This window comes from Sphingobacterium sp. DR205, from assembly GCF_011064245.1.
GTDB classification, from domain to species: domain Bacteria; phylum Bacteroidota; class Bacteroidia; order Sphingobacteriales; family Sphingobacteriaceae; genus Sphingobacterium; species Sphingobacterium athyrii.
The window spans coordinates 2,158,297-2,172,344 of sequence record NZ_CP049333.1; the positions used below are offsets into that span (position 1 = coordinate 2,158,297).

General features: G+C 41.2%; 7 protein-coding genes. 5 read left to right on the top strand and 2 right to left on the bottom strand.

The annotated features are described in order from the left end of the window. Positions 1–51: 51 nt before the first annotated feature. Positions 52–2,526 (bottom strand): DNA-binding transcriptional activator, encoded by a 2,475-nt coding sequence (locus tag G6053_RS08960; protein ID WP_165306229.1) that lies wholly within the window; start codon positions 2,524–2,526, stop codon positions 52–54. Positions 2,527–2,919: 393 nt separating this feature from the next. On the opposite strand from G6053_RS08960, the gene G6053_RS08965 reads away from it, so the two are divergent. The 5 genes from G6053_RS08965 (at position 2,920) to G6053_RS08985 (ending at position 13,016) form a co-directional block, all read left to right on the top strand. After that, positions 2,920–4,377 carry a glycoside hydrolase family 76 protein gene (locus G6053_RS08965; protein ID WP_206531905.1) on the top strand — a complete coding sequence of 486 codons (1,458 nt, stop codon included), beginning with the start codon at positions 2,920–2,922 and terminating at the stop codon, positions 4,375–4,377. A 127-nt stretch (positions 4,378–4,504) separates the two neighbouring features. Next, complete coding sequence (locus G6053_RS08970) at positions 4,505–7,684, top strand: TonB-dependent receptor (protein WP_165306230.1); 3,180 nt, start codon at positions 4,505–4,507, stop codon at positions 7,682–7,684. Between the two features lie 19 nt (positions 7,685–7,703). After that, positions 7,704–9,764 carry a RagB/SusD family nutrient uptake outer membrane protein gene (locus G6053_RS08975; RefSeq protein WP_108632410.1) on the top strand — a complete coding sequence of 687 codons (2,061 nt, stop codon included), beginning with the start codon at positions 7,704–7,706 and terminating at the stop codon, positions 9,762–9,764. A gap of 91 nt (positions 9,765–9,855) precedes the next feature. Then, a complete protein-coding gene (locus tag G6053_RS08980; protein ID WP_165306231.1) occupies positions 9,856–10,668 on the top strand; it encodes a DUF3823 domain-containing protein in 813 nt (270 codons plus the stop codon). A 170-nt stretch (positions 10,669–10,838) separates the two neighbouring features. After that, a complete protein-coding gene (locus G6053_RS08985) occupies positions 10,839–13,016 on the top strand; it encodes a hypothetical protein (protein WP_206531906.1) in 2,178 nt (725 codons plus the stop codon). A gap of 262 nt (positions 13,017–13,278) precedes the next feature. Here the strand turns inward: G6053_RS08985 and G6053_RS08990 are convergent, their stop codons facing one another. After that, a complete protein-coding gene (locus tag G6053_RS08990) occupies positions 13,279–14,046 on the bottom strand; it encodes a response regulator (RefSeq protein WP_241254960.1) in 768 nt (255 codons plus the stop codon). Positions 14,047–14,048 lie beyond the last annotated feature (2 nt).

Consider the following 14,048-nt stretch of genomic DNA (forward strand, 5'->3'; position numbering starts at 1 on the left):
GGTGGTGATATAAATAAGGCCAATCATACCTCGCCGTATGATTGGCCTTATTTATATAATCTTATCCAAGTGGTGTGGAAAGTCCTCATTCATTAGCTGTCTATAATTGAGGCAGAATTGCTGAAATTTAATACGGGCATCATGCTGTTGATTTAAAGCAAACATCGCTCTTATTTCAGAAAATAAAGCCTGTTCATTTAAGGGATCCAATAAGAAAATCGTATGTGCCAGCTCAATACTTTTTTTATATTGGTGTCCGAGATCCGCCTGCTGAAGTTCTGCCAGTAAAATGGGAAGTAAATTTTGTTCAACTTCAGTTTTTAGGGCATCAAATATAGGTTGATCCAATCCCTGTAAAAACTTACCTCTTTGAATGATCTGAATTAATCTACTTTCATTGATATTGGAAGGGTTTGCCATCAATTGGATACAATCGACATAATCACAATAGAATTCATCTGTTTCTTCAAGAATGAATCGGCCCTGCTTATGTACAAGTTCTATTCCTGTAAACTCGCTCAGCACTTTTCTTAAATGGTTGATCGTAACTCCGCGCGAGTTTTTTACCTTATCTTCTGATTTGTCAGGCCACATCAGCTGACTGAAATATTGCGAGCTGATTCCGGACCTATGGGACAAGATGAGGCAAAATGCCTGCTTTAGCTTTGTACTAAATAAATAGGAGATATCGCGTTTATTGCGATCAAAAGCACGAAACTCGCCAAATAGAAAAATTGAATTAGCGCGAATATATTCATCATTTTGTCGTAATTGATTTGTTACTGTTATTGGAACCGTCCTAAGTGTTGGTTCCTCAGTTCTATGGATCATGCTTCTTTTCCTTCGGTTTCGTCGCCAGATAAAGTAAGCGCCAAGCCCACATGTGCCAAACAAGATCAACAATAAGAGTACCTTGTGGTTTGAAAGGTATGTGGGGAAGCTATTTAATTCAGCGAGGGTTATTGGCGTCATATTTAACGAATAAACCTTTAGCGTAGATTGTATGTCATCTTTTGATTCTTGAACCAATATCAAAAGCCGTCCCAATTGCTTATCAAAATAAAGTTGGGCATGCGTACTTATTTTATCTGAATAGATCGGGACAGAGTCTCCTAATATGTCAAAACTTCCATCTTGAACAGCAAAGCGGTAAAGTTGGATATTGGATTTAGTCAGATACTCCGGATAGCATAAGGCATAAAAGTGAGCACTATCAGGGAAGACCAGACCACGGGCAGGTACAATATGTTTGTCTTTCCAAACGATATCCCATTTTTTTGTGATTTTTTTGCTGTCCAGATTAATCTGATAGAAATCATAAAGATATTTTCGTCCGACAATGTGTTCACCGGATTCATTTCCCATACCACCGAATATATAAGCTGTCCGATCCTTAGGTCCTTGTCCAGCCGTCAGAAAATAGCGTGGGAAAATTTTATCGCCTGACCATCCATCTACGGTTTGCCATTTACTGGAGTCTAGGGAATAACGTCTAAATTCGCCACTATAAGCCATATTTCCGTAACCACCAAAAATATAGAACTGCCGATGTCTTTCATCATAAAAAGAACCATGATGGTTTAGCTCTTTTTTCATCAGGTCGTCGCTCTCAACTTTCCATTCGAAATTTTCAAGATCGAGACTGGCGACAGTGGGACCTAAGTAAGGTTGCGTATAAAAAAGCTCATAGACATATAGTTTATTTGTCGTCGAGTCTATAAAATTGTTTCCTAAAACCAGTTTGACAGGGCAGGGGTTAGGAAAAGCGAGTTTCCTTGTCTGATTGTTCTTTACATTGAATATGGTAATGGAATCCTGATTAAAATAATAAATCTCTTTTGTGCGCTCGTTGTAACTAGAACCGGCCTGTGATGGGGAATTGCCAGTAAAAATATTTTTCCATTTGTAAGAATCTACAATCAGCCAGGTTGGATTGGAGACACGCCCATAAGCCGTACCGTTTTCATCGTGGACAATATGCCCCGAATTTTCCTTTAGCGGGAAGGAATAATTATTTTTTTTATTTCCAATACGTACATTTTTGATGGACATCATTGGTACATCGATCAGGTAATCACTTTTTCCAAAAATAACCTGAGGGCTATATTGCTGCGGTAGTTTCACCTTTGGAGACTGAAAAGTCTGATCTTGTATTTTGAGTTCAAATAGTTGATCTTGAAGGTTGAAAGTCAATTGGATATCAATCCACTCTTCTCTAAATAGTCGCTGTTGGCTTATTTTTGCAATGATCAGGCTACTTTTGCCTTCTTCATTCAGACGGAAGATACAATTTCCGGCCTCCTCATCATAAAATAGATTGTAAACCGTGTTATTGTTTTTATTCTTGACACGGAAGATATTGCCTAATGAGTTTGATGAATAAATGGATAGTTGGAATGTTAGGGTAAACTGCTTTTCAAAAGAAATATCCTTTTTGTCGAATAATTCATAGGAGGTTCGCTTATCTATAGGTTCATGTCCGGCTCTAAACTTGAGCCCCTGAGATCGGGAAAGTATCGGAATCAAAAGTAAAAAAACAATATATAATATACAGCGTCGCATAGCGCAATCAAAAAAACTTAAACCAATAGTTGTCGACAATGAGCTGTTCAATATAAAGATTGTTCCTTGTCGGCTTTTTATGAAATCGTAACGGTTAGGATATCCCTTATCAATATCTTACAGGATTAAAAGTATGCAAAAAAATGCGCGCAATAAAATAAAAGCTACGTTACAATCACGACAGGCATTTGTGTCTCCTATTAAGCTATAAAAAAATAGTCGCTGGGTTATTGTTTTATTTTTGCGTTTTAACCCGATTTTAACCCAAAAATTAATCATTCGACATTACCTTGCGTTAGAATTCCTGCAGGTATTTCCAGTGGGAACTCGAACTAATTATAAATCGAAATCTTACTTATGAAAGTCTTTAAAAAGCTGCAATTAATTGTTGTTGCTTCCGTATCAATGATGATTGTTCGGCACGCGCACGGTGAAACACGAACCTCCTTTTCTGTTATCAATATCAATAACTTTCAGTCTGTTCAAGAGCAAAACTTGGTCCGTGCGATGGAACTCGTTGATCGGTCCATGGAAGTTTATTTCTCAGCCGACAGGCAAGCCATGTATCGTTTTTATAACCCGGATACAAAGGTGCGTCCCGAAGAAAAGGCAAGCGTATGGATGTATTCCGCTTCAATAGAAGCTGTCAATGCGATATTGAGTGGTCTCAGACTGCAAAAAGAAAAGGGGAATCATGGCCTATTTGATAAACATTATAAGCGCTATGTTGACCTGTTGGCCCAGCTCCATGAAAATGCTGCTTATTATTTGGGGAAATTCAACCTGATTTCTTTTACACAAACTAAGGACTGGACAGTATATGCGGTGGACCGTGCGCGCGAAAAAGGCGGAGCTAACGCAACAGGTATCCTGAATGTTTATGACGATCAAATGTGGATGATACGCGAGTTGATAGAAGCCTATCACCTGACCGGTAAAGATACCTATTTGAAAGAAGCAGAATATCTAACAGCTTACGTCCTGGATGGATGGGACTGTACCCGCAATGATCAAGGGAATGAGAACGGTGGAATCCCGTGGGGCCCCGGATATGTGACCAAACATGCCTGTAGCAATGCCCCAATGGTTAGCCCTTTGGTCTGGCTGCATGAAATCTATAAGAAAAAGAAGGACCAGATAACATACAATTATATTGATGCCAAGGATAAACAATCCCGCCGTTCTAAAATGATCCGAAAAAGTGATTTTTATTTGGATTTTGCTAAAAGGATTTATGCTTGGCAAAAAGATAATTTATTGAATAATAAAGGTGTCTATGACGATATGATGGGCGACTGTTATCCAGATTGTAGCATTGCCTACGAAATTGTTGATGGCGTAAAATACCGCAAAAATACCCAATTAAGGAAAGCCGTCGGAACCTCTTTTTCCTACAACAGCGGAACAATGATTTCTGGAGCTGCTGATCTGTACCGCGCGACCCGATCTAAGGTCTATTTGGAAGAAGGAAAGGAACTCGCGAATGCCAGTTTCCGGTACTTTGCCAGGCCTGATTCACAGGTTTCGGAGCATTATACCTATGCTTCGGACGGGTTTAACAACTGGTTTAATGGTGTATTACTTCGGGGGTTTCTTCAGATTTCTCCAGTCTTTGAAAAAGCGGGAAGTTATATGGACACCTTTCAGCAGAATTTGGACTACGGGTATAGCCATTTTTTGCGCTCCGGTTTATTACCACAGGACCTTCTTGGAGGATGGCATGCGGACAAAGACAAAAATAACCTGGAAGGGATGTTCATGTTCGCTTATGCGGCACAGTATGCGATGCTATCGCAATATGAGGCCGGCAGATAGTGCGATGAACAAAAGATCGGCATAAACAATTGTGAATAAGAAAAACGAATACCAATAAAAATCGGGCTTTCGAGCTCATGAAATACATCAGGTAGTATAATAACTATTTAAAAACCAATTTATTAAGATGAAAAAGGATATAGGGAAATCAAGGCGGCGACTCAGCACGCTGCTCGTGCTGATGGCGCTGGGCATTCCGTCCATCGGATGGGCACAACAGAAGAATGTCAGTGGAAAAGTGCTCGATAGTAACAATAAGCCTATTGCCGGAGTGACAATATCGGTTCAGAATGCCGGTACTCGCATTGAAACAACGACTGATGCGGATGGTAGTTATACTATTAGTGTTCCGGAAGGGAAAAAGCTTTTATTTAAATCACTTGGTTTCAACGCTAAGGAAGAGCTTACTGAGGGAAAATCCATAATTAATGTTGTGTTGCAAAGCGATGATACACAGTTGGAAACGGTTGTTGTGGTCGGTTATGGAACGCAGAAAAAGCAGTCTCTTACAGGAGCTATTTCCTCCGTAAAGGGGACGGAAATGAGGCAGACGAAAAATGAAAATCCGCAGAATATGCTGACGGGTCGTGTGGCCGGCGTACGCGTGTGGCAGAGAAGTGCAGAGCCGGGTGCCTACAGTGCTAATTTCGACATTCGTGGACTTGGTGCTCCACTGGTTGTGATCGACGGGGTTCCTCGTACGAGCGAAGACTTTCAACGCCTGAATCCAAGTGATATTGAAGATGTTTCGGTATTAAAGGATGCATCGGCAGCAATTTATGGGGTGCGTTCGGCTAATGGTGTTGTTTTGGTTACAACCAAAAAAGGGAAGGAAGGGAAGACCACAGTGAATTATAATGGATCTTATACCTTCCAAAGGCCTTCGGGTCTGCCTGTATTGGCCGATGCGATCAGCGCAATGACGATCTACAATGAGAAGTCCATGAACAACATCAATGGTGGTAGTCCTATTTATACGGAAAAAGATTTCGAAGATTTTAGAAATGGGACACGACGTTCATCAGATTGGACCTCGTTAATCTTCTCCAAATATGCACCGCAGACTCAGCACGATATTAGCTTTTCTAGCGGTAGTAATAAAGTTCAGTATTATATTGGCGGGGGCTATTCTTATCAACAAGGATTCTTTAAATCAGGTGATCTCAATTATAATAAATACAACCTACGTTCCAATATTTCGGCAGAATTGGCCAAGGGATTGAAATTGGATCTGAATATTAGTGGTATGGTCGATCAGCAAAATAATCCCTATAACAGCTCTGTTGATATTATTCGAAACTATTGGAAACAGGGGATGTTATTCGCCGCGTATGCTGATCCCGAAAATACCTTGTTAAATTATGAGGGACTGGATTTAGAACAAAATACTGTCGCGATGATGGATGCAGATATTTCCGGATACCGCAAATTCAAAAAGAAGACCTTTCAATCCTCCGCTGCGCTGAACTACGATCTGAGTAATTTATCACCTCTTCTGCAAGGGTTTTCCGCAAAAGCATTGATTAGTTATGATTACCGTACGGATAACAATTCCCTATTCAGAAAGGAATATTATCAATATGCGTTGAATAAAACAACGGGTAAATATGATCAGAAACTCTATAATCTGAGCAGCCCGAATCAAATGAAACGGGAGTTTTTCGATAAACAACAGGTATTGGGGCAATTTATCTTGAATTATGATCGAACGTTTGGGGAGCAACATAAGCTATCCGGACTTGTGGGATGGGAATCACAAAAAAGTGACGGCGATAACTTTTATGGACTGAAAAATCTTGCTTTTGGTTCTGATCAATTGCTCGCTGGCGTAGAAGACGGTCAGATGACTTCAATGTATGGCGCGATCAGTGATTACTACAACGAAGCGAAATCGGCTTTATTTGGGCGGGTGAACTACGATTTTGCAGGCCGATACATCGCTGAATTCCAGTTTCGGTATGATGGATCGTCGCGTTTCGCAAAAGGGCATCAATGGGGATTTTTTCCATCAGCTTCAGTAGGCTGGCGTGTCTCTGAAGAACCGTTTTTCAAGTCTAATGATGCACTTTCTTTTGTCAATCAGTTAAAATTGAGAGCAAGTTATGGCGCATTGGGTGATGATCAGTTCAAAGACTGGGATTTTGGCTGGTTACCGGGCTATATTTATCCAGCAACTAGCGGAAATGCCGAAAACGGCTATAACAATCAGTATGCTCCGGGTTATATTTTTGGTGGTAAATACGTCACTGGAGTTACGCGTAAACCTATTGCAAACGAGTTAATTACATGGTTTACTGCAAAAACATTCAATGCCGGTATAGACTTTGAAGGTTGGAATGGTTTATTTGGTTTTACTTTAGATTATTTCGAACGGACACGGACAGGGATATTTAAGCGTCCTGAAAGCGAATTCCCTACAGTAATCGGGGCTGTTCCGCCATTGCAAAATGCGGATAGTGATCGTCATATGGGGCTAGAACTGGAATTGAAACATCGCAATAGAATCAATGATTTCTCCTATAATATTCGTGCGATCGCCACGGTGACAAGGAATAAATATTTGGTTTCCGTTGAAAATGGACCTTATAGCAATTCCTATGCTCGCTGGCGTAATGATAACCTGAACAATAGATATCAAGGGATAGAGTTTGGTTACGAGTCTGCCGGTAGATACCAAAATTGGGCAGATATCTGGAGTTACCCGATTTATAAGGAACGTGATGTATTGCCCGGAGATTATAAATACCTGGATTGGAATGGCGACGGTGAAATCAATGGTCAAGATGAGCATCCTTTTGCTTTTAATCAGACACCTTGGGTTAACTATAGTATGAACCTTGAGACTTCCTACAAAAATTTTGATATGAACTTATTATTGCAAGGGTCTGCTCTCGGTTCCATGCAGTATAAAGAACCTCTCTATGCAATCTGGGGATCAAATGGCGGCGGAACGCTGGAACAATATCTTGATCGCTGGCATCCCGTGGATCCTTCCGCTGATCCCTACGATCCGGCAACAGCATGGGTGAAAGGATATTATGCCTTTACGGGAAGATATCCAAAGGAAAACTCTGAATTCAATCGCGTCAGTACAGCTTACTTGAGATTGAAGAGTTTGGAACTAGGATATACTTTCTCAAATCTAAAGCCTTCGTCGACGATGCGTTTACGCGTGTACGCGAATGCCTATAATTTATTTACAATAACAGGCGTACGATTTGTGGATCCAGAACATCCGGATGATGACTTAGGTCGGATGTATCCATTGAATAAGACCTACTCATTAGGCTTATCGCTTACTTTTTAGCACGCAAAAAAATATTCCAATGAAAAAACTACTCATTATATTATCATTAGCTGGCTCAATCGGATTTACCGGTTGCGCCGATCTCGATATTACGCCCAAAAATGTGGTTACAGATCAAGATCTGTTGAACAGTCCCGCTGGCATGGATATTTACATGGCCAGGATGTATAGCCTAATGCCTTTTGAAGATTTCAAATATATGGCACAATGGGGAATAGAATTCAATGGCTGGTTGGCTGCCATCGGCATTGAAGGAACTGGGGAAGCTGTGACCAGGGATGGCATTAGTACTTCCTTTACCGGTGAAAGGACAGCCTATTGGGAGAGAGCATTCGAATTACTTCGGGATGCAAACCATTTGATCGAGAATTTACCCAATTACAAGGACAAGTTTTCTGAAGATCTTTACAACCATTATTTAGGTGAAGGATATTATGTTCGGGCAACGGTATTTTACGCGATGGCCCGACGGTTTGGAGGGATTCCATTAGTGACGAAGGTTTTGCAGTATCCAAACACTTCGGAAAACTTAGAAGTCCCCCGTGCATCGGAAGAAGATACCTGGAACCAGATCCTGAAGGATTATGATGAAGCAATCAAATTAATGCTTCCAAAAGGTCCTAAAACTGGTTATTCTAATAAATTTGTCGCCCTTTCTTTTAAATCCGAAGCCATGCTCTATGCGGGAAGTGTGGCCAAATACAATGAAACTGTTTCCGGTCGCTTGACAGGACTCGGAAGGAAAACTGGTGTACGGGTTATCGGTTTTGACCCCACTACAGCAAAAACCGCTTCACAAAAGTACTTTGCAGAAGCCTATGCTGCTGCCCGACAAGTGATAACGGCTGGAGGCTATTCTCTGTATAAAAAGAAATGGGCAGCGAACGATAAAGATGCGCAATATCAAAATATGGTGGATATGTTTAGTGACCTCAGTAGCCCGGAAAATATCTACGTCAAAGAATATGTTTATCCGACGTTGACACATAGTTTTGATGCGTTTAGCTCGCCTTTCACCTTTCGGTCACCACTTTCTGCCGGCACCTGTCCTACGGTGGATTTTATGGAGTTGTTTGATGGATTTGACAAGTACCCTGACGGAACTGTCAAAGTGACTACCGGACAAAGCAACAAGGAGGGGGAGTATAAACTGTACGACAAACCAATGGACTTCTTTAAAAACGCGGAACCCCGCTTGCGTGCTTATGTTATTTTTCCTGACGATATCTTCAAGGAAAGAAAAATGGATATACGGGCAGGCGTTTATACCGGTCAGACCCCTATAAAACCGTTGTTCTCAGATTATTCTTATGCTACAGCAGATACGCGTTATCAACAGCTGGGTGCTTATTCGGGCTCACCAAAGACTTTATATCTGAGTCCAAGAGATGGGAATGGACAGCAAACGGTGGATTACAATGGGCAAAAAATGAATGCCGCTGGAAACGAAGGACCATTCTTTGATAATGGTGAAGCGACACTAACAGGGTTTTATGTACGTAAATGGCTCAATACAAATCCAGCAAAAGAAGTTGGCGAAGGGAAATCCGATCAGCCCTTTATTTTGATGCGCTATGCGGAAGTCTTGTTGAATGCTGCCGAAGCAGCTGTTGAGCTGAAAATGCTGGGAGCGAACCCGACCGATGGAAGCGACCTGCTACAGACAGCAACTACCGCCGTCAATGAGATTCGCTCGCGGGCAGGAGCAGATCTACTTACAGGTACAATAACCGGTGATAATACCGGAAGAGACATAGTTCGAAGAGAGCGTCGTAAAGAACTAGCATTTGAACATAAGGCAAAATGGGACTTACGTCGCTGGCGGGTATTGCATTTTGAAGGTCGGGATGGTTTCTGGGGGACACAAAAGGATAAAAATTTATACAGCAATAACGAGAACTTCAGGTTCAGAGGATTGTATCCGTTTTTTTCCACCGCAACAGGTAAATACTTCTTTGATGCACGATTCCAATGGGTAAGTACCAAAACATTCCGGTACACACCTGTAGACTATTATTTTGAAATTCCCGGTGGAGAGGTGGCGAAAAGTCCGGTGATCGACCAGCAACCCAACCGATAGATAAGTATGCTGTGCTGCGAACGTAATTGAACAGGGCAGTTTTAATTGGAGGAGTGAATTTCTACTATTAACGTATAATGAATTACAAGAGATGAAAAATAGCATTTTTGGCGCGATTGGCATATTATGTATGCTGAGTTCGTGTAGCCTCTTTGAGGCAGATAATTATGAAGCCCCTTCTGTGGCATTAAAAGGAGTTGTCGTTGATGCACAGACGGGTGAACCGGTATTGACCGATCAGGGGAGTGAAGGTATCCGTGTCCGATTGACAGAGCTTAGTTGGGGAGATAATGTGGAGCACAACCCTGACTTTTATTGCATGCCAGATGGAACTTTTCAGAATACCAAATTATTTAAAGGTAATTATCATATCACGGTAGACGGGCCTTTTATCCCATTGGTGCGTACAGATGTTGATGGTAAAGTATTGTCAGACGATAGTAAAACGATGGAGCTGAATGGTTCGCATGAAATAAAAATGGAGGTGCACCCTTTTCTTAAAGTGGAATGGGTTGGCGACCCCACTGTCGAAAACGGCAAGATAAAAGCTAAGGTAAAGGTCACCCGTGCGGTAAGTGAACAGTTTTTTCGCGAAAAAATAGAACCGATGGGAAATTTTAGTCCAGATTTTCTAAATGTTAAGGATATTCAGTTATTTGTTAGCTATTCCTCCACGGTAGGTTATAGGGCACGGGATGAGCGATGGTCAACCAAAATAGACTATAGTGGAAATAGTTTTGATACAAAGTTGGGACAGGTTATTGAGATCGAGTCCGCAAATGAAATTCCGGCTGGTCGTACGGTTTTTGTTCGGGCGGCGTCCAGAATTAACTATGATACCCCCCGCGGTACAGGAATTCTGCGGTGGAATTACAATGAAGCCAAAAGAGTAGATATTCCATAAGGGAGTCCGCTATCATGTTGAACCGGTCAGTTTAAAATATCAATGTTGCAGTTGGATTTTGAATAAGACTGGTTCAGCTTGTTGACCAATAAACAAGCTAATCATATTTCATAGTATGAAAAATGCAGAAGTAAACCATAAGTAATAGCAATGGAAATAGAAAACAGATTATGATAAAAACGAACATACTCGCTTTATTGATGCTGACGACGCTTACCGCGATCGCTCAAAAAAAAGATCCTGTAAAGACGACATTTCAGAGTTCCAGAGAATGGCGCCCGACAATAGACAATCGGGCGGATGCGGTAATGATCTATGGAACAGGAGGGAATCCATCCGACAAGTCTCGAAAGATTCCATTTGAAGAGCGCGTGAAATCCTGGCGTGATAAAGGATATATTACCCATTTTATGACCGGGATTGCCTGGGGCGAGTACCAGGATTATTTTACAGGAAAATGGGATGGAAAGATGCATTTGGATGAGGGACAGGTTGACGTAAAAGGGGATACCATCTGGCATGGTCATATGGTTCCCTATATTGTTCCTACTGAAAATTATTTAAAATACATCAAAGAGATGCATGTCAAGCGGGTTATTGATGCCGGGATTGACGCCATATTTATGGAGGAACCCGAATTCTGGGCACGTGCAGGTTACAGTGAATCATTTAAGAAAGAATGGAAAAAATACTATGGTTTTGATTGGCGACCACAGCATGAATCGCCTGAGAACACATACTTATCCAATAAATTAAAGTACGCTTTATACCTCAATGCACTGAATGAGGTCTTTACGTACGCGAAATCTTATGGAAAAACCAAAGGGATGGATGTGAAATGTTATGTGCCCACGCATTCCTTGATCAACTATTCGCAGTGGATGATCGTGAGTCCTGAAGCGAGTTTAGCTTCGCTTCCATGTGTGGATGGTTACATCGCGCAGGTATGGACGGGGACTTCGCGTGAACCTAATTATTTTAATGGTGTAGCGAAAGAACGTGTTTTCGAAACCGCATTTTTGGAGTATGGGGCAATGGAATCTATGACAGCTCCCACTGGACGAAAGATGTTTTTTCTGACGGATCCGATCGAAGATTGGCCCCGGGATTGGGCAGATTACAAAAAGAATTATCAAGCTACGTTCACAGCACAGCTACTCTATCCGAATATCGCTGACTATGAAGTGATGCCCTGGCCCGAACGGATCTATGAGGGACTGTATAAGACAAGCCCCAATAGTGACCAAAAGGAAAAAATACCACGGCATTATTCGACTCAGATGCAGGTGATGATCAATAGCCTGAATAGTATGCCAAAAACGGCCAGTAAAGTTTCTGGATCGACAGGGATCAGTGTCCTGTTGGCAAATTCGTTGATGTTTCAACGTTTTCCGACGCATGCCGGATATGACGATCCACAACTGGCGAACTTTTATGGTCTCGCTCTTCCTTTCCTAAAACGTGGGGTGCCCATAAAAACAGTTCACCTGGAGAATTTGGCGGTTAAGGACGCCCTGGCGGAGACGAAGGTACTCCTCATGTCCTATTCCAATATGAAGCCCCTGTCAGCTGAGGCGCATCAGTACCTTGCAGATTGGGTAAAGAATGGCGGCATCCTAATTTATTGTGGTACAGATCTCGATCCCTTTCAATCGGTACAGGAATGGTGGAACACGAATGGTAAAAATTACCAACGGCCATCGGATCATCTATTTGAGAAAATGGGGCTGAAGGACGGTATGACAAAGGAGGGGAAATATACGTATGGGAAAGGTACTTTTTATGTGTTAAGATCGGATCCCAAAGAATTTGTGGTCAAACCGGATAACAGTCAGAAACTGCTGGACGTGACGAAAAATCTTTATGAAAACAACGGCAAATCTGAAAAGCTACAATTTAAAAACTATTTCACGTTGACGCGCGGTAATTACGATCTGATCGCCGTATTGGATGAGAGTGTGAGTAATCAGCCATATCATGTTAAAGGAAATCTAATTGATCTTTATGATCCGGCTTTGCCCATTGTTACTTCCAAAAATATCCAACCGAATGAGCAATGTTTGTTTGTGAATTTAGATCATATAAAAAACAAACAACAACCGCAAGTGTTAGCTTCAGCAAGCCGTATCTACAACGAAACATCGGCTAATCATCACTATTCATTTACGGCAAAAAGCCCGATTAACACCACAAATATTTCGCGGATATTATTACCTAATAAACCAAAGAGCGTGCTGGTGGATAAAAAAGAAGTCTTTTCGGAGGAAAATTGGGATACAAAAACAAAAACGTATCTGTTAGGATTTGAAAATAGTCCCGACGGTGTACATGTAGCTATCAAATGGTAATAGGTGAGACCTCTCGATTTTCAGATAAAGGAGATATAGCAATTCTGATTTTGTGAACTTGAGACTAATTATACGTTAGTTGCCATATCCCAAAAAAGAACCATATTTTCCATGAAATATGGTTCTTTTTTATAGCTGCATTAATAGCAATCTCAATTGAATCCGGGCTAAGTTTGTGACCGTAGTTATTATTCGGCCAATGATTTGATTTAAATTTCCGAGCACAAATTTGATCTGTCTCTAATGAAAAGTCGCTGTTCAATTATTTAGATTGGGCATCCTGGAATTCCGTCGGACTGAGTCCAAACTGTTTTTGGAAATTTCGGGAGAAATGTGTGGCCGAACTATAACCTAATAAATTTGAAATTTCATATACTTTGTATTGTCTTAAACTAAGCAATTCAGCTGCTTTTCGAAGCCTGGTCAGGTTAATCAGTTCATTTGGTGACAGACTCGATACCAGATTTATTTTTCGATACAATGTGGGTCTACTCATGCAGAGTATGTCTGCCATTCGGTCCACATTAAATTGAGGGTCATCCAAATGTTCCATTATGATTTCGTCGATCTTGAGCAAGAAATCCTGATCACTTTGATTCTGACCGATTTGTTGAATCTGGGACATCGGGTTTTTGATGAAAAATTCCTTGACTTTAATCCTGTTTTTTAATAAGCTAGCAATTTGAGCTTTTAAAAATGCGGGCGAAAAAGGTTTTTCAATATACGCATCGGCACCATATTCCAAACCTTGGATCTTCGACTCTATGCTATTTTTTGCAGTCAATAAGATGACGGGAATATGTGCATAAGCGATATCTTCCTTAATTTTTTGGCAAAGCTCGTAGCCATCCATTTCGGGCATCATCACGTCACTGATGATTAAGTCGAAATATTCGGACGCGAGTAAATTTAAGGCCTCATTTCCATTGGTGCTGGTGGTGATATGGTAATCTTCATTGAGGTCGTCTGCAATAAATTCAAGTAATTCAGCATGATCATCTACTATTAATAAATTGGCTTTTGCATTCATAA